This window comes from Legionella sp. ST3F1 (genome assembly GCF_048553315.1).
GTDB lineage: Bacteria > Pseudomonadota > Gammaproteobacteria > Legionellales > Legionellaceae > Tatlockia > Tatlockia donaldsonii.
Genome location: NZ_JBLZIO010000014.1, coordinates 75385 through 98066 on the forward strand (window position 1 = coordinate 75385; position 22682 = coordinate 98066).

Genomic DNA, 22682 nt, shown 5'->3' on the forward strand with positions numbered 1-22682 from the left:
AATCTCAAGTATTTAGAATGAGTTTTAAACAATATTTGCTCAATAGCCGTCCCTATACGGCCTTATCATCCCTGGAGGATGAATTTAATTTTCAAGCTGATAAAAATTATCTGTTTGACCTGGCTTACCTTACATCAATTGCTGTTATCGGTGAACGCAGCGCAGAGTTTCTGCAGGGTCAATTAAGTTGCGATATACGTAAAGTAACTACCGATAGAATGCAGCAAGGGGTTATGTGTAATTTAAAAGGCAGAATCCTGGCTTTATTAGATGTCATTAACTGGCATCATTTGCAGTTAGTTCTTCCTGTTGATTTACTGACTGAAACAAAAGCATCTCTCATGAAGACGGCTCTACTTTCGAGAGTTCAACTGGAACCAACGTCGTATCGAATGTATGGATTATATGTCAATAATCAATCCGATTTACTACCAGAAAATCTACAATTACCTAACGAGTGTTTCGCTGTAACCCATTCAAACGAACTATGTTGCTATCAGCTAAGTGATAGTTTTTATTTAATTTTGGCTACTGAAGAAGCAACCTCATCGCTAAGTCAGCCTTTTATTAGAAAGCAACAGATGCGAGGTTCTCTCGCTTGGCATCAATTACAACTCCAACAGAAGCGCGTAGTTATTTACCCCGAGACCAGAGGGTTATTTTTACCACACCGTCTTGATTTACACTTATCCGGTTACTTAAGCTTTGATAAAGGTTGTTATAAGGGCCAAGAAATCATTGCTCGCACTCACTACAAAGCCAAAATCAAACATGGTTTACGCTTATTTAGCATTCATACTCCTGAACTTTTATTAGCCGGGAAAAAATTATTTACTCCTTCTGGTGAAACAGAAGTAGGTGAATTGATTGATTTTAGTCCTTTAGCAGACGGTCGCTATTTAATTGCCTCAAGCATCCTATTTGAGCATCCCAATGAAATACTCATTGAAGGCAATAAACATCCCGTAATACTCAGTAAAGCTTAATTACCATACAAAGGTAATACTACTGACTGCATTTTATGCGCACAATCTGGGCTGATACTCCACTGAAAATCGACTACGTGCATAAAGCACGGTAGTTACCGCCGACGACCAGGAAGCATACGACGCAAAACATCGTCCTTATCAATGAAATGATGCTTGATTGCACCAGCGGTATGTATGACAAGCAGCACGATGATGATCCAAGCAATCGTATTGTGAACCTGTTCCATCAACTCGGCCACCGCTTCATTTGGAACTACTCCCGGGAAAGGTACCTTAAACAGCGTAAAATATGAGGGAATTCTGTTAGCAGCCACTGACATTATCCAACCGGATAGAGGCATCAGAATTACAAAAAAATACAGGCTGTATTGCACCGAATGCGCAAGAAATTTTTGCCAGGCAGGCACTGAAGCAGGCAAAGCGGGTTTACCCCTATACGCAATCCAGAAGAGGCGGATAATCATTAAAAAAAGTATGGTGAGACCAAACGATTTATGTAGCATATAGGCTGAGGGTTGATAGTGTTCTGGTAAATCACCGAGAAAGAAACTGCCCGCAAGCATACAGATAACAATCAGAGCAACAAACCAATGGATGAACTTAGATCCGCTTGAATAATTGACAACCTGTCTTTTCACTGTCTGAACTCCTTGATTAAGCCTTTTGGCACTAATTCTGTCTCTTTTTTATGAAAAACAAAAATGATCTTAAAGAATAGTTGTCCTACTATACCCAATAAAAGTAGAGGGGGTAAAGCACTTCTTACCAGGCAAATGACTTTACTAATGCCTGCAACAAAAAAGAGTAGCCTTATTAACACGGGCTACTCTTTGATGACAAATTTTCCGAAGAAACGAATGCTTCGTTTTAAACTACAACATCAACATTTTTTTCTGCCAGGATAGTTGTTTGAGTTAAAGCTAACAATTCTCTGATAGCAACAAAAAACATCGTATAGTTCAAGCTCGTACTCGCCTTTAAATCAGCAAGAATATGCCGCCATCGCTCAATCAAGACAATATTTTTATCTGACCAGGCAGTAAAACACTTCATGAAATCCTTTTTCTTACTATCGATACTGATAATGCCCGCTGTCAATTGTTTTTGCTGCCAATCCAAATCATCGCGCAAACCCTCTCTAGATAAAGATTCCCAATGATTATCTGTTGGATGGGCAAGGATCTGTGAACGAATCCATGACAGATCCAGGAACTCATCAATACCAAAATACACTTCCGCTACTTTTGCAACATCGAGCTTTGTTTGATGGCTAACTTCAATAATATCAATAGCAGAGAACAAAGCTCGCGTAATTGATAACTCATGTGCAAGACCTGTTGGAATCCCTAATTCTACGTATTCATTAAAATGCTCATCGTAGTTCGCACGATTGGCTTCGCCAAATACAGCAGGAAGCGCTTTCTTAAGCTCACAGACTCCTGACGCAAAGTGTTTTACAGCTTTATTAATATCCAGCCCCATGCGTGGAGTACGAAGGAACCAGCGTGTTACCCTTCTAAGCAATCTCAAATATAACATTGATAATTCAACTTGCTTCGCCGCTGTTATTTTTGTATTTAATGCACCTATTTCCTTCCATATCGTCTCAAGATCCAGTACCGATCTGGCAATCATATAAGCTCGTACGATAGATGAAACCGGAGCACCTGTTTCATCCTGGACGCGGTATATGAAGGTGAATCCCATTTCATTGACAATAGTGTTGCTGAGTTTTGTTGCAATAATTTCACGTTTTAAAGGGTGACTTTGCATCTGCTTACTAAAACAATCTTGCAAGGGTTTAGGGAAACAACTAACCAAGACTGTTTTAAGGAAAGCATCTTCAGGGACATTTGAGTCCAGAATTTGTTCTTTCAACAAAGTCTTGCTGTAACACATCAGTACGGCAATATCAGGACGGGTTAAACTGGTTCCACTTAACTTACGCTCTAATAACGCTTTTTCATCCGGTAAAAACTCTATAGTTCTATCTAACTTACCACTTCGTTCCAATTCATTAATGTAACGACCATGCAACTCTATGGAGCGCACTGCCTGCGCTGCAGCAATACCAATTGCACGCGGCTGAGCAAAATTATCACGTAAGACAAGGGCAGCAACTTCGTTAGTCATCTCACCTAATAGTTCATTGCGCTGTTTTTCAGTTAAATCACCGGCAGTTACGATACTATCCAAGAGAATTTTGATATTCACTTCTTTGTCAGAGCAATTAACTCCAGCCGAATTATCAATAAAATCAGTATAAATACGGCCACCATTGAGTGAATATTCCACACGCGCCAATTGAGTTAAACCAAGATTTCCACCCTCACCAACTACTTTGCAGCGTAATTGTTTAGCGTTAATTCGGGTTGCATCATTCGTTCTATCTCCCACATCAGCATGCGTTTCTGATTGTGCTTTAACGAAAGTACCAATACCTGCACTCCACAATAAATCAACCTTCGCACGTAAAATCACCCGAATTAATTCATTGGGTTCAATTGTTGCCTGCTTGATATTAAAAATATCCTTCATCTCTTTACTGACAGGAATCGATTTGGCACTGCGATTAAAAACACCTCCGCCTTTAGAGATCAATTTTTTGTCATAATCTGTCCAACTGGAACGCGGCAAATTAAATAATCGCTCTCTTTCTTGGAAACTGATCTCAGGATCGGGATCGGGATCAATAAAAATATGCACATGGTTAAAAGCAGCAAGCAATTTGATACGGCGTGATAACAACATGCCATTACCAAAAACATCCCCAGCCATATCACCAATACCAACAACCGTAAAATCATTATTTTCTATATCACGGTCTATTTCGTAGAAATGACGCTTAACTGATTCCCAAGCACCCCTAGCCGTAATTCCCATCTTTTTATGGTCATAACCAACGGAACCGCCTGAAGCGAAAGCATCACCTAACCAAAAACCATATTCCAGTGAAATTGCATTGGCAATATCCGAAAAAGTCGCTGTACCTTTATCAGCAGCCACAACCAGATAAGGATCATCCTCATCAAAACACATCACATTAGCAGGCTTAACAATGGCTCCCTCTTTGTAATTGTCGGTAATATCCAACAAGCCACGGATAAATAAACGATAACAACTAATGCCTTCCGCTAAAATGTCTTCACGTGTACCATTAACAGGCAAATGTTTGGGAACAAAGCCACCTTTTGCTCCACTAGGTACAATCACCGCATTCTTTACCTGCTGCGCTTTCATTAATCCTAAAATTTCCGTACGGAAATCTTCTTTACGATCAGACCAGCGTAAGCCTCCTCGTGCAACCTTACCACCCCGAAGGTGAACACCTTCAAATCTAGGTGAATAAACAAAAATCTCAAACATTGGATAAGGTTTAGGTACACCAGGAATTTCTTTACTATCAAGCTTAATAGAAATGTAATTTTTATAATTTCCTTTCTCATCAACCTGATAGTAATTAGTTCTTAATGTAGACATAATCACCTGTACATATTGCCGGATAATCTTGTCTTCATCGAGATTACTCACCTCATCCAAAGCTGCCAAAATCTTATTGACCAGATCCATGCATTTTTCAGCTCTGGTTTCATCAACGATTGGGTTAAAGCGAAGCTCAAATAGTTCTACTAATCTTTTAGCAATATGAGCATTGTTATTTAATGCAGTTTCAATGTATTCCTGGCTAAAAGTAAACCCAATTTGTTTGAAATATTTTGCATAAGTACGCATCACTGCAACTTGGCGCCAATTCAACTCAGCAGCAAGAACTAATTGATTAAATCCATCATTTTCTGCGTCGCCAAACCATACACTGGAAAAAGCATTTTGGAATAATTCTTTTATTTCATCAATTTCAAATTTAGCACCATGAGTATATTGAAGCGCGAAATCATTAATCCAGGTTTCTTTACCATCTTCCAATTTTAAAACGTAAGGCCTTTCACTGATTGCGCGCATCCCCAGTCGTTCAATGATTGGCAGCACATCAGACAAGGGAATCGTGTTATCATGCTGGTAAATTTTAAAACGGAAATTTTCCGGTGGTTCATCCATTAATTTATAGAAATTCATTACCAAAGGAGTTTCTTTAGAGAGTGCTTCCATATGTTTTATGTCATACACTGCTGTTCTTGGAGGGAAATTAGCAGTATAAGCAACTGGGAAAGCATTTTTATAACGCACATAGAGGCGATTAGCGCTTTCCTCACCGAAAGTATCAAAAAGGAAATGCTGTAAATCATCAGACCAGGTACGGCCAACATCAATCAATTTTTTCTCAACTTCTTTGAAATCCCATACTGTTTTATCCTGAGGATTAGTACGGATAATAAAATGAATACGCGCCAAAATTGATTCTTCGGAAAATCGGGTAGAAAAAGTAATTTCATCAGAATTAAAACTGTCTTTTAAGACTTTTTCCATCTCCTGCCTTAATTCAGTGTTGTACCGCTCTTTAGGAACATAGACTAGACAGGAAATAAAACGGCGATAGACATCTGTACGCGCAAACATACGAATTCTTCGACGCTCTTGCATATAAAAAATACCCATACCGATTTCTAATAATTCATCCTCTGATGCTTGTATCAAATCATCACGTGGCAAGGTTTCCAGGATATTTAATAGAATCTTACCAGCATGACCACGAGGATCAAGTTTGGAATTCTCCATAATCATGGCAACTTTATGACGCAAAAACGGAATGTGTTTAGGACTTGTGTTATAAGCGGCAGACGTGTACAGACCAATAATGCGACGCTCTCCAATCACCTGCCCTTTTTTATTAAAGCGCTTAATACCTATATAGTCTGTGTACGCACGACGGTGGACAGTAGCCTCCGTATTTGTTTTGGACATAACCAGAACGCGTGAAGATAAGGTATGCTCACGTGCTTCCGGGGTCATCGCAGAAATACTACGCGCACTGGATTTACTTATGCTTTGGCGAAGTACACCTAACCCAGTTTCAGGCAGTGGCTGTAAAATAGTCTCCTGTCCCTTTTGAACAAGTTCATAATCGCGTACACCCAGAAACGTAAAATGGTGATCTTCAATCCAATTTAGGAACGCTTTCGTTTCTGCGGCTTCATTGGCTTCTAAAATCCCGGATGCGTGGTCAAGTTCGGCAATGGCCTCACGAACTTTTTCACGCATAAGGATCCAATCCTTAACAACTGCGCGATTATCTTCTAACACACGTTCAAAATTACGATGCAAGTCTTCAAGAATAGAAGCATCTGTTTGCCTATCAATTTCAATAAAGATCGCAGCTTCTGTTAATTTGCCACTATTACTACCTAAACTACGTGGAAAAACTGCGGTAACCTGGTTGTTTTTATCCCGTTGTAAAGATAAACCGCCCATATGCATAATGAGATGTGAAACCAATCCTAAGCGATTGATAACCATCCGCAATGAATCGACCAGAAAAGGCATATCCTCAGTAATAATTTCTACAACCGTATGAGTTGTTTGCCAACCATGCCTTTCAAAGTCAGGGTTATAAATACGAATTTTTGTTTCATCCGGTGCTCGTTGTTGAATAAGCGACCAAAAATTAATTGCAGCCCCATACAGATCATCGATATCCCATTCACGTAAATCTTCCAAGGCAACCGTGCCATAAAATTGGCGAACAAATTGAGAGCAAAAATCAGCTTGCTCACCACTCATTTTTTGCTTTAATTTGTCCACTACAGCTTCAATAATTAAATCTTTGCCTTCTTCAAATTTGTAAGACATTCAATCACCTCATTAGGCATGAAAATAAATTGCGGCGCATTATATACTTCTACGCGATAAGTTACACCGCCAGTAATGCATTTTTTTGCTCCAGGAGCTATTCACCTTCCACTAGCTTGAGTGATTATGGCTTGATTTTAAAGCATCGCAGCGGAGGCATACACACTAGCATGTGAGCATGCGAAGCACAGAAAATCAAGACATAACTGCAAGATAGAGGACATACCAACAATTGCATAACTTATTCAATACACACGCGTGTTCCCACAGCAACCCAATCAGCTAATTCGACTAAATCCGAATTTTGCATACGAATACAACCATGGGAAGCTGGTTTACCTAATTCGGATGTATCAGGCGTGCCATGAATATAAATAAAGCGCTGTAAGCTATCCACCTTACCGCCTTTATTGCGTCCTTCCTCTAAACCATCCAATTGAAGAATACGAGTTAATATCCAGTCTCGCTCGGGATAAAGAGCTGCTAACTCAGGCGTATAAATTTCTCCTGTCCACTCACGAGATATAAAAACACTATTTATCGGGGCATCCAGGCCAATACGAGAGTATATTTGATGCCAGCCGCGAGGGGTACATCCACTGCCACTTAATTCACCTAAACCGTTTTTTCCTGTTGATATTAGGTAAGATTTATAAACATTATTATTGTCAAAACAATGCATCCTTTGTTCAGTTGCCGAAATAAAAATCAATTGATTATTTGTTATCATGGTCATTGATTGCAACCGTTTTTGTATTAACAAATTCTAAAATACCTTCCTTCGATAATTCTCTTCCATAACCAGAATGTTTAATTCCCCCAAACGGCACTCTTGGATCTGAGGCCACCAAAGCATTCACAAAACAGGCGCCAGCCTCTAATTCATAGCGAGCAATCCGCTCCCCACGAGTCAAATCCCTCGTAAATACTGCGGAGCCTAAGCCATATTCACTTTGATTAGCCAATTGTACAGCATCAATTTCATTGTCTGCATTAATAACGGCAATGACCGGACCAAACAATTCCTCATCAAAAGCGGGCATACCTTTTCGCACATCAAGTAATAAGGTTGGCGGGTAGTAAAAACCCTTGGTATTTGGTATTTCTCCACCCATGACCAATTTTGCTCCTAATTTTACACTTTTTAATACCTGTTGATGAAGTGTTTTTCGCAGATCATCACGAGCCATAGGACCTAAATGGGTCTTCTCATCTAGAGGGCTCCCCATTTGATAACCAATCATTTTCTCTTTTATTTTTTTAACCAATTGATCACAAATAGAATTTACCGCGATGATTCGTTTGGCGGCAATACAAACTTGGCCACTGTTATTCAATCGAGAAGTGACAATACAATTTGCAGCCAAATCAAGATCAGCGTCCTCAAGAATAATATAAGGATCATTACCACCTAACTCTAGCACTGCTTTTTTTAAGTGGCTGCCTGCATTAGCAGCAATTATCTGGCCTGCTCGCTCACTTCCCGTTAAAGTGACAGCAACGATCTTTTTATGCGCAATTACTTTGGCGGCCATTTCATTATCTAAAATAAAATGCTGAAACAAGTGTTCTGGAAAACCGGCTTCCAGAAATAAAGCAGCAATCGCCTCGCCAGTACCCGTTGAAATAGGAGCATGCTTTAAAATAGCTGCATTCCCAGCCATCAACGTTGGAGCAGCAAAACGAAAGACCTGCCAAAAAGGAAAATTCCAGGGCATGATAGCAAATACAATGCCTAGAGGCTGATAACAAACCATGGTTTTTTTCATTTCTGTTTGAATTATCCTTGGTTGTAAATAATCTTCAGCATGTTCAGCAAAATGCTCGCAGACCCAGGCACATTTTTCAATCTCAGCTTTTCCAGCACTAATAGGCTTACCCATTTCGTTTGCTATCAGCAAGGCAAAATCATTTTTCTTTTGCCGTAATAAAGCTGCCATTTTCAACATGGCTTGTTTGCGCTGCAAAAAAGTTGTTTTTTTCCAGATATTGAAAGTTAAATGACCTGCATCAATTAAAGCATCCATTTGTTTTTCACTAAGCGTTGAATACTCCTGCAAAACAACTTCCGTCGCCGGATTGATAGTTTTTATAATCATTTGCATCAGCCTCTATTCTTATTTTTACCAGTGTAGCCGATGCCAATGAAGACGCAAACTAATTTAAATCATCCATTTCCTGTAAGCTCGCCTATATGCGATCCAGTAATGCGTTTACTACTTTTGACTAGATAGACTTTTACCAAAGAGTTCTGTTCTAAGGCAGTTCGTTGTATGTAATGGGCAAATCACTCATTCAACACATCAGTATTCTTGCACAGGGGTTTTGATTGTTGTTACTATTTTGCTAATTTCGTTGTATCGGCATTGTTAGCAATTAAGTAATCTGGCATAACAGCCTTATACAGTAGTATGACACTAACCTTAGGACACGCGATGACAAACAAAATTCTAGGCTACCATCCTGTTCACTACCTGGTTGCCTGGGCTGTGCATGCATTCACTGCGAGCGCAGCTTGTTTTGGTATTCTTACCCTCATCAAAATCTATCAACACGATTACGTGCAAGCTCTTTGGTTTATGGCTGTAGCTGTGGTCATAGATGCCGTGGATGGGACCTTAGCCAGATTAGTGCAAGTAAAATCAGTACTCCCCAATATGGATGGTGCTTTACTCGATAATATTGTCGATTATTTAAACTACGTGATAACACCTTGCTTTTTCCTGTTTGTAAAACCCGGCATGCTACCCTCTCATTTTTTGCTTTTTATCATTGTCGCAATTACACTGACCTCTTCTTATCAGTTCTGTCAGGCAGATGCAAAAACACCGGATCATTTCTTTAAAGGATTCCCCTGCTACTGGAACATTGCAGTCTTTTACATGTTTATATTCGATACTTCGATGAATACAAATGCCTGGATCCTCTCAATATTATGTGTATTGATATTTGTACCAATTAAATATGTCTACCCATCTCGTCTTGATTACCTGACTGATTCCAGGTTTCTGAAAATAATTATGCACAGTTTCTCTTTGATTTATGGTGTCAGTTCAGCCTTTGTGCTATTAAATTACCCACGCATGGATTCGCTGTGGTTATCCTTATCCCTGGGCTATGTCATTATGTATCTGACTCTTAGTATGTATCGTACTTATTCACCCATGCTCAAAGTGAAAACTATCCTACGGAAAGAAGAAAGAAGTTGATTCACTTTTAATGCGGTTATCATTAGAATATCCCGTTTCAATTTATTTAAGAGGATTTTCATGTCACTTTGTAGAATAATCATGTCAACATTTGTAATGACTGTTTTTTTCTGCAGCACGGTAGCCGCGGACAACTTTCCACATGGTTGTGAGGTATCAGGTTTCGGCTTTAGCCAAGATCGTCTGGTTGTCAATGATGATGGCCAACAAACTTTTTACTTAATTCAAAACCGCAGTAACGTACAAATCGAATTACAACGTTTTGAAACACGTGAAGTCTTCATGAGCCCTTCTCTAACTGTCAAGCTCGACCCATCTAATTGGGCCGCTTTTGCATCTGACATCGCCAATTTAAATTTCCAATGTTTTTCTCGCAAACAAGAAAATACACCGGAAAATGAAACTAATAATGAGGTGGATACGCCTAGTGCAACTCCAGTTGACTGCCGTACAGTATTAGACGTTTGCCAATATCCTCGGGTTAAATTTGCCTTAAGCAATATGGGTAATTATTGGGTTTCCACGAATAAGTCACAACAAGATGTTATTAATGAGGCAACTCGAAAAGGCATTTACCTACGCTGGTGATTAAGTGAATACAAAGACCCAAGATGAATTATTTCTGCTGATTGGAATTATTGGTTCAATAATATTATTGGTTGGTTTAACACAGACTCCAGCGCAAAGCTATTATGTGGTGGGCTCCCTCCTATTATTGTTCACCTCTCTGCATTTCAAGCTGATTTATTTTATAGCCTTGGAAATGATTCTTATTGCTGGTCACGGTGCAATTCTTTTAGGGATTGGTACAGCCCTACAGATGGCTTTGCCAATCCTTTTGTGTCTGCAGCTTCTCTGCTTTTATTTGTTAAGCGGTCAAATAAATAATTTTTTCCTTTTAATTGGAGTTATTGGCATTGCTGTTCTATCTGTCGGTTTCGCTTATGAAAACCAATGGGTGTTCTTTGCAGGAAGCTTGTCTGTCGCAATTTATGCTTTTTACAGTGCCTATAAAGGTAAGCGAATCACTTTATTATGGGCTTTTCTTAATTCACTATTTGCCTTGATTGCAATCTTGAAATTAATCTTTTCATCAGGCGGGAGACTTTAATGGCTAAGACAGCTTCCAGTATGCTACCTCTCGGTACCACTGCCCCTCAATTTTCTTTGCTGGATGTAGTTAGTAATAAAAAGATAGGATTAGATAATTCCCATCAAGCCAGATCAACAGTAATTATGTTTATCTGCAATCATTGTCCCTATGTAAAACATGTTAATAAAGAGCTCACCAAACTTGCCAATGATTATTCAAGTAAAGGAGTCTACTTTTTAGCGATTAACTCCAATGATGTAGAAAAGTACCCTGACGACTCCCCGGATAATATGAAAAAAACTGCCCAGGCAGAGGCTTATCCCTTTCCCTATCTCTATGATGAAACACAAGAAGTTGCAAAAGCTTATCATGCGGCCTGCACCCCTGATTTTTATGTTTTTGACTCCAATCTGAATCTTGTCTACCGCGGACAGTTAGATGACTCTCGTCCAGGTAACCAAATTGAGGTCACTGGCAAGTCTGTTCGTGATGCTCTGGATTGCTTGCTTGCAAACCAACCTATCAACTCAGACCAAAAACCCAGTTTGGGGTGCAACATTAAATGGAAAAATTAGCCTCTCATTATAAAATAAATTTTTATGTGCCTGAAAGTCATCTGGAAATTGTTAAGCAGGCCTTGTTTGATGCCGGCGCAGGAAGGCAAGGTGACTATGATCAAGCCTGTTGGCAATGTCTTGGTCAAGGTCAATTTCGACCTTTGAAAGGCGCAAATCCAAGTATCGGTACTCTACAAAAACTGACCTTTGTTCCAGAATATAAAGTCGAGATGCTTTGTTCTGGTGCATTTCTTAACGCCGCAGTTCAAGCATTAAAAACCAGCCATCCCTACGAAGAACCAGCTTTTGATGTCATTCGTTTAGAAAACTAAAATTTGCATTTAAGAAACGTATTAATTCAATTCTTGTATATTCATTCCGCTAATAAACTATACTTTGAGAAATGTACCAATTAGTCAGGTGAATAACATGGCCAGCCATCTAAGACTGCAAGGAACTGAACCAAGTGATGATGAGGCTTTTATTTTTTCCTTGATCGGAAAAATCCAAAAATATGATCAATATATTGCCAAAAACCTGGATCAAGATACTTTAGGCTCACTTAAGAATGAAGAAGGCCAGGTTTTCTTTGAAACCCAAGCCAGGTCAATGTATTTAGAAACAGCAAGAGCTTTAGCCAAACAGTGGGATCTTGAGATCCCGCAAACGGACAATTACCAAGAAATTTCTGCAACTTTGACCGCTTTACGGGAAAAAACCTCTAAAAATCCGAATCAATATAAAGAAATTATGAATGGGGTAGCCGGTATTTTTTTTAATCAAACCAAACAATTGGATGAATTATATAAAGCATTTAAAAGTGACATCAGACAACAAAAAAGAGAAAAGACAATAGAAGCATTCTTGGCACCCTTTAAAAGTCTAAAGAATAGCATAAAGGATAAGGTGAGCAGTCTTTATCATTCAATAACCTTGAAGAAACAGCTCAGAGAAGGAAAAGACTTCCAAGATATTGCTCAAAGTACCCACTTGGATTCCGTTGAACGTTCTATTAAACGCTCTATGGATAAATTAGATGCACGACACCATGTTTTGTCACCATCCCAAAATGAACTGCTACAAAAGAAAACTTTATTTGATATTGAAAAATTCATTAAATCAACTGACTATTTAAATGCTGATGAAAAAACATACGCATTAAATACATTGCAAAGGGCTAAAACAGACCGAATTAAGGATGGCAAATCGGGTCGATCCATACTCGATTCTTTAACCACAATGTGGTTGGCAGCGAAAGATAAGGCTGCTTATCCAGCGAGCGATACTCATAACGAAGATACATTAGCAAGATGCAATCTGATTGCTAAAAACATGGCATTATCCGATAGAGAATATAATTTAGATAATAATGGTAAAGATCTAGGTGGTGAATCACGACATGCTTGCCGTGGAGGTACTATCAATAAAATTGTAGAGTCCCTGGAAGCTATTCATCCAGATGTTGTAATTATAAGAGGGACAGAAATACTCTCTGACTTGGCAAATAAAGAGTTTATAAATGCTGTTGAAAATCTAAGTGATGAAGAACAAGTCGAATTATACCAAGGTGACGAAGAGTTAATGCAATCCATTCAGGAAATAATACGTGGCAAAATAAATGAAATAGATAGAGACATTTTTGAGGGCTCTGTTGGCGCTAATAAAATAAACGAGTGGGTTGATGCCGTGCAGTATATAGAAATTCCTGAAACAAATGCTATTAAACAATTTAAAGAGCGACAAGCTCCTACAGCTACTCTCTCTAAAGAGCAAGCAGCTGGAAGTGAGTCCCCTCCTCAGAAACTACTCTTTAAAGGCAATGAGATTACACCACGCGATATTGAAGCTTTTAACAACGCCTTTGAACAAACCCAAAAACTCCCTACCGGATGGAATGAAGAACAGATAAGCAAACGTGCAGTAAAAATTGCTTTCGGTGAAGAGATATGGGAGCCTGAAGATAACCTTGAATCTTTAGCCGATATGTTATTGACTATACGTAAAGATCCTCAAGCTATTAAACAATTTAAAGAGCAACAAGCCCCTACAGCTACTCTCTCTAAAGAGCAAGCAGCTGGAAGTGAGTCCCCTCCTCAGAAACTACTCTTTAAGGGCAATGAGATTACACCACGCGATATTGAAGCTTTTAACAACGCCTTTGAACAAACCCAAAAAATTCCTACCGGATGGAATGAAGAACAGATAAGCAAACGTGCAGTAAAAATTGTTTTCGGTGAAGAGATATGGGAGCCTGAAGATAATCTTGAATCTTTAGCTGCTATGTTATTGACTATACGTAAAGATCCTCAAGCTATTAATCAATTGAGAGGAATGGAAAGCCCTGAGGATAAGCCCCTGTCTTCTCAATCTTCTACAACTCATAATCAAGAGAATATCACTTTTGCAGGCCAGGAGATTACAAAAGACCGCATTAGCTCCTTTAATTTCTCATTCGAAAGTATAAAAAAATCCCCTATGGCTATCAGTCAAAGCTGGACTGATGAGCGAATTGCCCGAGTATGTATAAAGGGTATGTTTCCAGAGTCTGTTTGGGAACCCGAAGGAAATATTGAGCAATTAACAACAATCATGCTAGATGCACGTAATAAGGAATTAGAAAAAAATAACCCTGCAGTTACTCTGGCAGAAAACATAGAGGATACAGACAAGACAGAGAATAGAGAAAACGCCGAGACTACAGAAACTGATAAGTGGCAATACAGTATGTAAGTTAGCAGCAATATCGCCAGCTTGTCTCATTCTATAACTTAAAAAACCTGCTAGGTCTTAGCAGGTTTTTAGCTTCAACTATTTTGCGGGAACGATTTGTACTTGCAGGTTGGCGATCACATCACTATGAACATGAATTTCAATTACATAGTCACCAATTGAATGGATAGGACCTTCAGGCATAACAATTTCACGCTTGCTAACTTCCATAGACTTAGCAATCAAAGCCTCTTTGACTTCATTAGGGCCAACAGAACCATACAGTTTACCTTCGTCACTTGCCATAGCAGCAATAACAATAGTCGTATCGTTCAACAGCGCAGCACGTTGCTCTGCAGCAGCTAACGTTTTCTGTGCTTTTTTCTCAAGTTCAGCACGACGTTTTTCAAATGCTTCAATATTTTCCTCAGTAGCAAACACAGCTTTGCTTTGTGGAATTAGGAAATTACGGCCATAACCTGGTTTAACATCCACTTTATCACCCAAATTTCCCAAGTTTCTAACTTTTTCTAATAAAATAACTTCCATCTTATTACCCCTATTCTATTTTCCACCTACATTTTGCAAGCGTATTCTAAAATTAAACAAACTATCTAAAACACCAAAAATCACATAGACAGGCAACATAACAAAAGGCACGAGTACTAACGGTATTACTAATAAAAGTAAGGTACTAATTCCTCTGCCTTTAGCCAAAATAGTAAAGCTTAAACTAAGCCCTGCACATACATAATATAAAACAAGCACCGGCAAACAACTTAGAGCAATAGGGTTATACTGATATGCTCCAATAGCGACAAGGATTAGTAAGGCAACACCCCACCCGCTTGCACGGAAATTAAGCATTTCCTGTCTATAACCACCAGGATAAAATATCCTGGCCTGCACAGAACGAGCCAGCATTAGCGAAACGAGTGTCGATACCACAACACTCACAACCTGTATTCCCACTAAGTAATTGGAAAAAATTACTTGATTTTGATTATCTAACAGACTATTAACGGAACTATCAGCTTCCAGTTGTTTAAGCATTACCTGAATATACTGGTATTGAGCAGTGATAAACTCAGGAGTTAACCAGTGAATCAGAATAATCCCCAGCAGTGCCTGTAAAACGATAAATCCCCCCGTTATTCGCCAACTGGCTGTTGCTCGCAGAACAACAGCCGCTAAATAACAGGGTAGAAATGCCATCATAGTGGTAACAAGGGCTCCAAATAAAGGCATGGACATCAATGATAAGATCAGCAATGCGCTAATCCCGAGGGCTAATCCTCTAAACCCATCAAGCCAACCTTTACGCAAAGTCACTAATGCAACAATGGCCGCGGATAACCACGCTGTAAACGGTATTAATGCGCAAATTACAATATACAACAAGGCATAATAGTCATTTTCCAAAAGGAAATGACCTTGTTTACGTAGTAAGTCACCCAAACGAGTCATTATTATCTATGGCTATCACAATAAGGTAATAAACCCAGGAATCTCGCATGCTTAATGGCTTTAGCCAACTGGCGCTGGAAGCGGGTTTGCGTACCAGTAATACGGCTTGGTACAATTTTACCAGTTTCTGTTATGTAATCTTTTAACAAATTTATATCTTTATAGTCTATTTCAGATGAACCTTCGGCATTGAAACGACGCATTTTTTTTCTACGAAAATAAGCTGACATATTTAACTACTCCTTAGGCTGCTCGGTCGTCTTTTTCTTTCTTCATTAACACAGACTGAGTGGTAATCGCCTCTTTCTGATTGATGATTAAATTTCTCAAGATAGCGTCATTAAATTTGAACGCATTTTTCAGTTCGTCCAAAGCAACTTGATTACATTCAATATTCATCAATATGTAGTGTGCCTTGTGTACTTCTTTGATTGGGTAAGCTAATTGTCTACGTCCCCAGTCTTCTTTACGGTGGATTTTACCGCCTTGTTTAGTGATGATCCCTTCATAGCGCTCGACCATTCCTGGTACTTGCTCGCTTTGGTCAGGGTGTACAAGAAACACTATTTCATAATGTCTCATAGTTTCTCCTTATGGGTTATAGCCTTCCTCATATGAGCTGAGGTAAGGCAAGGTTAAAAAAACGCACAATCTTAACTGATTTTCGTCTACGGAGCAAATCTTCCCGGTAAATTAAACAGCTTAAGAGTGAGTCCTTATACCTACAAAGACTAAATTATAGACAAATGTAGGCTGATTGATCGATGGCAACAACGAATTAGTAAAAATCTATTTTCTACTTTCAGAATTGCCTCAGCAGTGGTTATCTGTCGAAAAGCGTTGTTTTACGAGCATCTCATCCTGGTTTACATGCGAGTAAATGAGCAGCAAAGCACTAGAAGTTAACGCTTTTCAGCCAAGATAGTCGAAATGGCAACAGCCCCCAGTAAAATCGTTGCTTTTAAACTTTCCATACGATATAACGTACTAAAAACAAAAGAGGTTTTGCATGAATATTGTGACCATCCCATTTGAAGAACCATTGACTGTTCATGTGAATGGTACTGTTGTACAAATAGTCGCTTTTAAGACCTCAGAACACGGTAATATTAAATTCGGTGTGGAAGCTCCTCGATCAATCCAAGTCCATCGTGAAGAAATTTATCACGCTATCAAGCAGAAACAACAAAGTGGTGATGCCGAATAATCGCCTGGCTACGCCTATACAGGACTTTGCTAAATATTGTCCCCTAATTACGGCCTTTTTTATTTGTAGTTTGGCTATCGTAGCCTATGCGGTTAATTTTTTATTTTACCGCTTCCCAGGCAACAATTATTTCCCTCCCAGTACTTCCTTAATAGCTATAGTTTTGCTCCTGGCCATGATAGGCGGCTCTCTGCAATTTGGTAAACATGGCCGTTTTGTACGTACAGTCCGTGAAATTTTTTATTTTTTCCTGGTCTTGGTTGTGATTGCCTTTGCCACAAATGCGGTGCAATATACACCATTCCAACCCATAGATAAGCAACTAATAGCCATCGAAGCAACCATGGGGATCAACATGCAAGCAATCGTTGCATGGACAGCGAATCACCCACGCTTGCAATTATTACTGGCTTATATTTACGATAGCCTTCACCTGCAAATGAGTATTTTGCCATTAGCTGTCATTATTACAGGAAAATTTTCTTATATTCGTGAACATTATTGCCTTTTGCTTGTTACTGTTTTAATTGGTTTTACCTTTTACTATTATCTGCCCACCATGGGACCGGCAAGTTTTATTCCAAGCCCTTACTTTATGGCTGAACAGCATGCAACTGGTATTAAATTTACTGAAATTCATCGTTACATCCAGCCCTCTACTATTGAGGGCGGTATGATTGCCATGCCCTCTTTCCATGCTATCTGGGCCTGGCTTTGCTTGTACCTGGTTCGCTGTTGGCGTATTGTATTTATTTTATTGCTGCCAATTAATGTCCTCTTACTGGCTTCCTGTATTTTGCTTGGCTGGCATTATCCAATTGACCTGTTTGGCAGTTTCCTGATTCTTCTTCCCGCTCATGGCTTGTATTTTTATTACAGGAAAAAAACTCAAAAAATTCTGTAGTCGGTAATAAATTAAGTGCTGATTTTTTTAAGAATACCACTCGGATTACTTAATTCTGAATTGACCACTTTCTTATTGACTTTATTTAGAGCAGACATTCTTTTTAATTGCTCATAAGCCAATGCTTGCAAAGAATTATTTTTTTGCTCAGCAAGTAAAGGATGCGCTTGAATATAGAGTGTACCTTTGTCGAAACCAAATTTTACTGGCTCATTGAGCACACGTACTGGAGTACCTACACTAACAAAATCAAAGAGGTATTCAATGTCTTCCGGCATCATGCGTATACAACCAGCACTTACCCGTGCTCCGACACCATCCCGACGGTTAGTACCATGAATAAGATAAGTTGGCCATCCTAATCTCAATACATGCCGCCCCAAAGGATTACCATCACCGGGTGGAAAAACATTCGGTATAGGTATGCCGTTTTTTGCAGCCTCGGCACGTACATTTGCGGTAGGACGCCAAATTGGATCACGTTCTTTGGTAGTGACTTTGGTTATACCGATTGGCGTTGTCCACCCTTCCCTACCAATTCCTACAGGCATGGTTATCACTACATTATCGTTTGGAGGATAATAGTAAAGACGATACTCAGCTAAATTAATAACCAGCCCCTCCCGTGGTACGGGTGGCAAAATAAATTGTGAGGGAATTAGCAAACGGGTATGTGGCGGCAAGGGTCTTGTAGAATCAACCTGTGGATTGGCTCTCATCATTTCGTAATAGCCGATATCGTAACGAATACCAACTTCACTCAGTGTTTCACCAACTTGGGGACGAGCATATTGCATCTCGCCAATAACATCACCCTCAGTAGGAAGTACAAAAGTAAGGGCAAACGAGATATCTGTCAAAGTAATCATTAATAGAAATATTAACAGCAGGCGCAAAGGACTTAATATAAACATGAATAATTACTCTAAATGAACTATGGCAAGGAAATGATACCTTGCCATAAAAAGGAGCACAAATACCTTATAAGCTAGTATCGGCTTTGAAACGCTCACCATACTGAGCTTCCAATTTAGCGAAAAGCTCATTTAATTTGTCATGGCCAAATTGCTTAGCATAATTCATCGGCCCGCCACGGAATGGAGCAAAACCAGTGGCGAAAATCATTCCTCCATCAAGTAAGTCACTGTCCGCAACAACCCCTTCACGCAGGCAAGAGGCAGCCTCATTGACCATACGTAGAATCAAGCGATTAGCAATATCTTTTCCTTTAGCTGATTTTGCAGGCTTCACTCTTTGTTTGATGGCTTTGCCATTCTTATAACGGTAAAAGCCTTGACCTGATTTACGTCCAAGCTTGCCTTCTTTAACCATATCACGCAATTTTTGCGGTACTGAGCCCCCAAAATGCGCTGTCAAATTTTCAGCAACAGCCAAGCATACATCCATCCCAACCGTATCCGCTAACTCAACAGGCCCCATGACCATACCAAAATTTTTGGCTGCCTCATCAATTTCTTCACCACTATATCCCTCTTCCAATAACTGCACGCACTCCATGAGGTAAGGCATTAAAACGCGATTTATCAAAAATCCTGGGCTCGATTTTACAGGTAATGGTAAGCGGCCAATCTGATTAACAAAGGAACAAGAACGTTTAGTGACTTCTTTGGCGGTCTTATTACTACTGACTACCTCAACCAAATCCATCTTGGCAACTGGATTAAAGAAATGGATACCAATTAACCGAGTAGGATTTTCCATGACTTGGCTGATTTCATCGAGCGGAATACTTGACGTATTCGTGGCAATAATAGCTTCTTTACTTGCCTTTTGTTCGACTTCCTTCATTATTGTTTGTTTAACTGCAAGATTCTCAAACACAGCCTCAATAATCACATCTGCTTTAGTAATACCGTAACCATCTGGATCAGCAAGCAAACGATCCATGGCCGCTTGAATTAATCGTGGTTGGCGCAATTTCTTTTTGAAAAGTGCGTGAGCTCGTACAAGCGCAGGCGCAATTTGCTGGTGAGACTTATCTTGCAGGGTCACTCGTAAACCGCGCAAAGCACACCAGGCAGCAATGTCTCCCCCCATAACACCGGCACCGATTACATGAACATGTTGGGCTTTAAAGTCACTGTCTTTAGCGAAGCTTTTCATGCGTTCCCGCAAATGGAAAGCACGTATTAGGTTTGTTGCCGTATCCCCTTGACTTACTAACTGCTCAACAGAATCGGCCTCTTTTAAATAAGCTCGTTCGCCTACTCCACCTTCCTTTTCCCACAAATCAATAATTGCATAAGGCGCAGGATAATGCTTTTTAAGTACGCGCTTGCTGACGTTATAACGAAGTATAGGGGCAAGGATAGCCCGTACTAACGAGTAGTTGCTTAACGATTGTATAAAGCTTGGCTTATGCTTGGCAGGTTTATTTTTAATGTAATAAACAGCGGCACGCTTTAATTGACGAACAGGTACTACATCATCAACAAATCCTAGTTGCTTGGCTTTGGCAGCAGCGATCGGCGCACCAGTCAAAATAACTTTAGATAACGCATCAAACCCACCTATCAAACGTGGCAAGCGTACTGTTCCACCCCAGCCAGGATGGATACCGAGCATAATTTCAGGCAAACCTAACCGGGTATCTTTATCATCAGTAGCAATCCTATAATCACAAGCAAGAGCTAACTCTAAACCACCTCCCATACAGAAACCATCAATCATAGCAACTGTAGGCATCGAGAGAGCTTCCAGTCGTGAAAAAACAGCTTGTCCCTGCCTTAAAAAATCAACTGCTTCTGCTGGTGTATCAAACTTCGAAAAAGCGTTTACATCAGCACCGGCGATAAAACCTTTGGGTTTGGCGGAGTAAATAACCAAGCCTATTAGATCTGATTTCTGAGCGATCTCTTGCAAAAGACCATTTAATTCATCTAAAACATCGCTATTGATAGCATTTACCGCCGTATCTTTGCGATTAATACCTAACCAAACAATATGGTCTGCATCTGTTTGTATTTCCCAATGTTTATAGTTACTCATGTCCTTTCACCTCTGTCACGCGTTCCAGATACATTGCCCCGCCTTGCCCTCCACCAATGCAAATGGCAGCCATTCCGCGAGTTCCATTACCGTGTTTCAATGATTGCAATACATGCAGCACGATACGAGCGCCACTAGCGCCAATTGGATGGCCAGCAGCAATAGCTCCGCCATCTTTATTCAGTTGCGCAAGAGATGGAGCCCCCATTGCCTGTTTCAATCCTAGTTGGGTACGGCAATAGTCTTCATCATCCCAGGCTGCTAGACAACCTAATACCTGAGCAGCAAAAGCCTCATTAATTTCCCAGCAATCAAAATCGGCGGGTTTCAAATTGTGACGCTGCATAATCGGTGTAGCCGCATGCACTGGCCCTAATCCCATTTGTGAAGGATCGAGAGCAGCCCATTGCGAATCGACAATACAACCAAGGACAGGAAGTTTATGCTTTTTAACAGCCTCTTCACTAGCCAATAATAACAAACAGGCGCCATCGGTAATTTGGGAGCTGTTACCTGCTGTTACCATGCCATATTTTTTATCAAAAAAAGGTTTTAATTTACCTAATTTTTCAACCGTAGAATCTGGACGAATACCATCATCTTGCGGATAGACACGACCTTTCGTGTCAATAATAGGAACAACTTCATCCATACGTCCTTCTATAAAGGCATGCGCTAAACGCTGATGACTCTCACTGGCAAAAGCATCCATCTGCTCTCGGCTAATATTAAAGCGATAAGCGACCTTCTCGGCGGTTTGTCCCATGTTCATGCCCACGATGGGATCAGTCAAACCGCGTAGTAAAGCAATTACCGGTGCCAAATAAGAAGGTCTAAATTGAGTTACCAAACCGAGGCGCTGACCAACACTTTTAGCGGCAAACCAATTAGCCAGCCAGGATGCCATCTTTTGATTAAATAGTAAGGGCGCATGGCTCATAGCCTCAGTACCACCCGCCAAGACCAGGTCACTACGACCATTGGCAATTTGCAACGCTGCATTATCAAGAGCCTGCATACCAGAGGCACAATTTCTCATCACAGTGAAGGCGGGAACTTTTTCTCCACAGCCCAAACGCAGAGCAACAACTCGCGCGATATTCGCCTCATCAGGACCCGGCATTGCAGAACCAATAATAACCTCATCCAAATCAGTGGGGCTAATAGATTGACGATTTAACAAGGGCATACCCGCAGCTACTGCTAAGTCTGACCCAGTAAAAGGACCAACTCCCTTTGCTTTTAAAAACGGTGTTCGACTACCATCTACTATATAGACCCGCCTACCGTTTAAATTCGACTTTTGTTTCATTACTCCTCCTGATACATGTCAATGCAGCTGACAAGCGCCAAATTTTTCATGTCAAAGATAACAGTAATCCTAAGTTTTTGGAATTTATCTAAATAAAATCATTTTTATTAACTGATAATGGGTGTTGACGCCACATAAATACCTGATATACTTCGCCTCCATTGACTGGAGAGATGGCCGAGAGGTCGAAGGCGCTCCCCTGCTAAGGGAGTATGGGAGAAATCCCATCGAGGGTTCGAATCCCTCTCTCTCCGCCAGTACACGCGCCCGTAGCTCAGTTGGATAGAGTATCTGGCTACGAACCAGGGGGTCGGAGGTTCGAATCCTTCCGGGCGCGCCATTTTAGATAAACACACTGAAAGATAAATCACTCCGAAATCAAGGCCAATGCACGGATGTACTTGGCCCGGAAGTGTTCGAACCGAGAGGTTCGACAAAATGCGAAGCGAAGAACGCGAAGCGTGGCGCAGCATTTTGGACG

The 22682-nt window shown here is 40.2% G+C and carries 20 protein-coding genes and 2 tRNA genes; 11 read left to right on the forward strand and 11 right to left on the reverse strand.

The window, feature by feature from the left end; genetic code table 11:
• Positions 1–17: 17 nt before the first annotated feature.
• The gene (locus tag ACN4Z1_RS10750) at positions 18–986 is read left to right on the forward strand and encodes a YgfZ/GcvT domain-containing protein (RefSeq protein WP_228364755.1); all 969 of its coding nucleotides are present in this window, start codon (positions 18–20) and stop codon (positions 984–986) included.
• 95 nt (positions 987–1081) lie between these two features.
• Here the strand turns inward: ACN4Z1_RS10750 and ACN4Z1_RS10755 are convergent, their stop codons facing one another.
• The 4 genes from ACN4Z1_RS10755 to ACN4Z1_RS10770 form a co-directional block, all read right to left on the reverse strand.
• The gene (locus tag ACN4Z1_RS10755; protein ID WP_228364756.1) at positions 1082–1627 is read right to left on the reverse strand and encodes a cytochrome b; all 546 of its coding nucleotides are present in this window, start codon (positions 1625–1627) and stop codon (positions 1082–1084) included.
• 229 nt (positions 1628–1856) lie between these two features.
• Positions 1857–6734 (reverse strand): NAD-glutamate dehydrogenase, encoded by a 4878-nt coding sequence (locus ACN4Z1_RS10760; protein WP_228364757.1) that lies wholly within the window; start codon positions 6732–6734, stop codon positions 1857–1859.
• A 241-nt stretch (positions 6735–6975) separates the two neighbouring features.
• On the reverse strand, positions 6976–7464 hold the full coding sequence (locus ACN4Z1_RS10765; protein WP_115222686.1) for a L,D-transpeptidase: 489 nt from the start codon (positions 7462–7464) through the stop codon (positions 6976–6978).
• A complete protein-coding gene (locus ACN4Z1_RS10770) occupies positions 7451–8833 on the reverse strand; it encodes an NAD-dependent succinate-semialdehyde dehydrogenase (RefSeq protein ID WP_228364758.1) in 1383 nt (460 codons plus the stop codon). The genes ACN4Z1_RS10765 and ACN4Z1_RS10770 overlap by 14 nt, the downstream gene beginning before the upstream one ends.
• 336 nt (positions 8834–9169) lie before the next feature.
• Here ACN4Z1_RS10770 and pcsA point away from each other — a divergent pair, with 336 nt between their 5' ends.
• From pcsA to ACN4Z1_RS10800, 6 genes are all read left to right on the forward strand, one after another.
• Positions 9170–9943 carry a phosphatidylcholine synthase gene (gene pcsA, locus ACN4Z1_RS10775; protein WP_228364759.1) on the forward strand — a complete coding sequence of 258 codons (774 nt, stop codon included), beginning with the start codon at positions 9170–9172 and terminating at the stop codon, positions 9941–9943.
• A 60-nt stretch (positions 9944–10003) separates the two neighbouring features.
• Complete coding sequence (locus tag ACN4Z1_RS10780; RefSeq protein WP_370634610.1) at positions 10004–10531, forward strand: enhanced entry protein EnhB; 528 nt, start codon at positions 10004–10006, stop codon at positions 10529–10531.
• 4 nt (positions 10532–10535) lie between these two features.
• Positions 10536–11054: a hypothetical protein gene (locus ACN4Z1_RS10785; RefSeq protein WP_181879344.1), complete on the forward strand. Its 519-nt coding sequence runs from the start codon at positions 10536–10538 to the stop codon at positions 11052–11054.
• Positions 11054–11611, forward strand: coding sequence for a thioredoxin family protein (locus tag ACN4Z1_RS10790; RefSeq protein WP_228364761.1), 558 nt, complete (start codon positions 11054–11056; stop codon positions 11609–11611). The genes ACN4Z1_RS10785 and ACN4Z1_RS10790 overlap by 1 nt, the downstream gene beginning before the upstream one ends.
• Positions 11599–11925: a YqfO family protein gene (locus ACN4Z1_RS10795; RefSeq protein ID WP_115221184.1), complete on the forward strand. Its 327-nt coding sequence runs from the start codon at positions 11599–11601 to the stop codon at positions 11923–11925. The genes ACN4Z1_RS10790 and ACN4Z1_RS10795 overlap by 13 nt, the downstream gene beginning before the upstream one ends.
• A gap of 160 nt (positions 11926–12085) precedes the next feature.
• On the forward strand, positions 12086–14323 hold the full coding sequence (locus ACN4Z1_RS10800) for a hypothetical protein (RefSeq protein WP_419388080.1): 2238 nt from the start codon (positions 12086–12088) through the stop codon (positions 14321–14323).
• A gap of 78 nt (positions 14324–14401) precedes the next feature.
• Here the strand turns inward: ACN4Z1_RS10800 and rplI are convergent, their stop codons facing one another.
• Genes rplI through rpsF form a run of 4 tightly spaced genes read right to left on the reverse strand, consistent with a single transcriptional unit; the run spans position 14402 to position 16351 of the window.
• Positions 14402–14851 carry a 50S ribosomal protein L9 gene (rplI, locus tag ACN4Z1_RS10805; protein WP_115221182.1) on the reverse strand — a complete coding sequence of 150 codons (450 nt, stop codon included), beginning with the start codon at positions 14849–14851 and terminating at the stop codon, positions 14402–14404.
• A 15-nt stretch (positions 14852–14866) separates the two neighbouring features.
• On the reverse strand, positions 14867–15769 hold the full coding sequence (locus ACN4Z1_RS10810) for a hypothetical protein (protein ID WP_115221181.1): 903 nt from the start codon (positions 15767–15769) through the stop codon (positions 14867–14869).
• A 2-nt stretch (positions 15770–15771) separates the two neighbouring features.
• A complete protein-coding gene (gene rpsR, locus ACN4Z1_RS10815; protein ID WP_058447849.1) occupies positions 15772–15999 on the reverse strand; it encodes a 30S ribosomal protein S18 in 228 nt (75 codons plus the stop codon).
• Positions 16000–16012: 13 nt separating this feature from the next.
• Positions 16013–16351, reverse strand: a complete 339-nt coding sequence (gene rpsF, locus ACN4Z1_RS10820) for a 30S ribosomal protein S6 (RefSeq protein ID WP_058447848.1) — start codon at positions 16349–16351, stop codon at positions 16013–16015.
• Positions 16352–16778: 427 nt separating this feature from the next.
• Here rpsF and ACN4Z1_RS10825 point away from each other — a divergent pair, with 427 nt between their 5' ends.
• Positions 16779–16976 (forward strand): carbon storage regulator, encoded by a 198-nt coding sequence (locus ACN4Z1_RS10825; RefSeq protein WP_019216791.1) that lies wholly within the window; start codon positions 16779–16781, stop codon positions 16974–16976.
• Entirely contained in the window at positions 16966–17880 is a 915-nt protein-coding gene (locus ACN4Z1_RS10830) for a phosphatase PAP2 family protein (protein ID WP_228364763.1), read from the forward strand. Before ACN4Z1_RS10825 ends, ACN4Z1_RS10830 begins: the two co-directional genes overlap by 11 nt.
• A gap of 11 nt (positions 17881–17891) precedes the next feature.
• Here the strand turns inward: ACN4Z1_RS10830 and ACN4Z1_RS10835 are convergent, their stop codons facing one another.
• The 3 genes from ACN4Z1_RS10835 to ACN4Z1_RS10845 all read right to left on the reverse strand — a co-directional run bounded on the left by ACN4Z1_RS10835 (position 17892) and on the right by ACN4Z1_RS10845 (position 22201).
• Positions 17892–18794 carry a L,D-transpeptidase family protein gene (locus ACN4Z1_RS10835; protein WP_228364764.1) on the reverse strand — a complete coding sequence of 301 codons (903 nt, stop codon included), beginning with the start codon at positions 18792–18794 and terminating at the stop codon, positions 17892–17894.
• Positions 18795–18861: 67 nt separating this feature from the next.
• The gene (locus ACN4Z1_RS10840) at positions 18862–20889 is read right to left on the reverse strand and encodes a 3-hydroxyacyl-CoA dehydrogenase NAD-binding domain-containing protein (RefSeq protein WP_228364765.1); all 2028 of its coding nucleotides are present in this window, start codon (positions 20887–20889) and stop codon (positions 18862–18864) included.
• Positions 20882–22201 carry an acetyl-CoA C-acetyltransferase gene (locus tag ACN4Z1_RS10845; RefSeq protein WP_228364766.1) on the reverse strand — a complete coding sequence of 440 codons (1320 nt, stop codon included), beginning with the start codon at positions 22199–22201 and terminating at the stop codon, positions 20882–20884. Before ACN4Z1_RS10845 ends, ACN4Z1_RS10840 begins: the two co-directional genes overlap by 8 nt.
• Before the next feature lie 167 nt (positions 22202–22368).
• On the opposite strand from ACN4Z1_RS10845, the gene ACN4Z1_RS10850 reads away from it, so the two are divergent.
• Both ACN4Z1_RS10850 and ACN4Z1_RS10855 read left to right on the forward strand, forming a co-directional pair.
• Positions 22369–22458: transfer RNA gene (locus ACN4Z1_RS10850), tRNA-Ser, on the forward strand.
• A gap of 6 nt (positions 22459–22464) precedes the next feature.
• Positions 22465–22541, forward strand: a tRNA-Arg gene (locus tag ACN4Z1_RS10855).
• Positions 22542–22682 lie beyond the last annotated feature (141 nt).

Excerpts from the sequence above, each read along its gene's own strand:
- ACN4Z1_RS10760 (WP_228364757.1), bottom strand. The coding sequence starts at position 6,734 with ATGTCTTACAAATTTGAAGAAGGCAAAGATTTAATTATTGAAGCTGTA.
- ACN4Z1_RS10765 (WP_115222686.1), bottom strand. The coding sequence starts at position 7,464 with ATGATAACAAATAATCAATTGATTTTTATTTCGGCAACTGAACAAAGG.
- ACN4Z1_RS10795 (WP_115221184.1), top strand. The coding sequence starts at position 11,599 with ATGGAAAAATTAGCCTCTCATTATAAAATAAATTTTTATGTGCCTGAA.
- ACN4Z1_RS10840 (WP_228364765.1), bottom strand. The coding sequence starts at position 20,889 with ATGAGTAACTATAAACATTGGGAAATACAAACAGATGCAGACCATATT.
- ACN4Z1_RS10770 (WP_228364758.1), bottom strand. The coding sequence starts at position 8,833 with ATGATTATAAAAACTATCAATCCGGCGACGGAAGTTGTTTTGCAGGAG.
- ACN4Z1_RS10825 (WP_019216791.1), top strand. The coding sequence starts at position 16,779 with ATGAATATTGTGACCATCCCATTTGAAGAACCATTGACTGTTCATGTG.
- ACN4Z1_RS10830 (WP_228364763.1), top strand. The coding sequence starts at position 16,966 with ATGCCGAATAATCGCCTGGCTACGCCTATACAGGACTTTGCTAAATAT.
- ACN4Z1_RS10810 (WP_115221181.1), bottom strand. The coding sequence starts at position 15,769 with ATGACTCGTTTGGGTGACTTACTACGTAAACAAGGTCATTTCCTTTTG.
- ACN4Z1_RS10835 (WP_228364764.1), bottom strand. The coding sequence starts at position 18,794 with ATGTTTATATTAAGTCCTTTGCGCCTGCTGTTAATATTTCTATTAATG.
- ACN4Z1_RS10845 (WP_228364766.1), bottom strand. The coding sequence starts at position 22,201 with ATGAAACAAAAGTCGAATTTAAACGGTAGGCGGGTCTATATAGTAGAT.
- rpsR (WP_058447849.1), bottom strand. The coding sequence starts at position 15,999 with ATGTCAGCTTATTTTCGTAGAAAAAAAATGCGTCGTTTCAATGCCGAA.
- rpsF (WP_058447848.1), bottom strand. The coding sequence starts at position 16,351 with ATGAGACATTATGAAATAGTGTTTCTTGTACACCCTGACCAAAGCGAG.
- ACN4Z1_RS10750 (WP_228364755.1), top strand. The coding sequence starts at position 18 with ATGAGTTTTAAACAATATTTGCTCAATAGCCGTCCCTATACGGCCTTA.
- pcsA (WP_228364759.1), top strand. The coding sequence starts at position 9,170 with ATGACAAACAAAATTCTAGGCTACCATCCTGTTCACTACCTGGTTGCC.
- ACN4Z1_RS10790 (WP_228364761.1), top strand. The coding sequence starts at position 11,054 with ATGGCTAAGACAGCTTCCAGTATGCTACCTCTCGGTACCACTGCCCCT.
- ACN4Z1_RS10780 (WP_370634610.1), top strand. The coding sequence starts at position 10,004 with ATGTCACTTTGTAGAATAATCATGTCAACATTTGTAATGACTGTTTTT.
- rplI (WP_115221182.1), bottom strand. The coding sequence starts at position 14,851 with ATGGAAGTTATTTTATTAGAAAAAGTTAGAAACTTGGGAAATTTGGGT.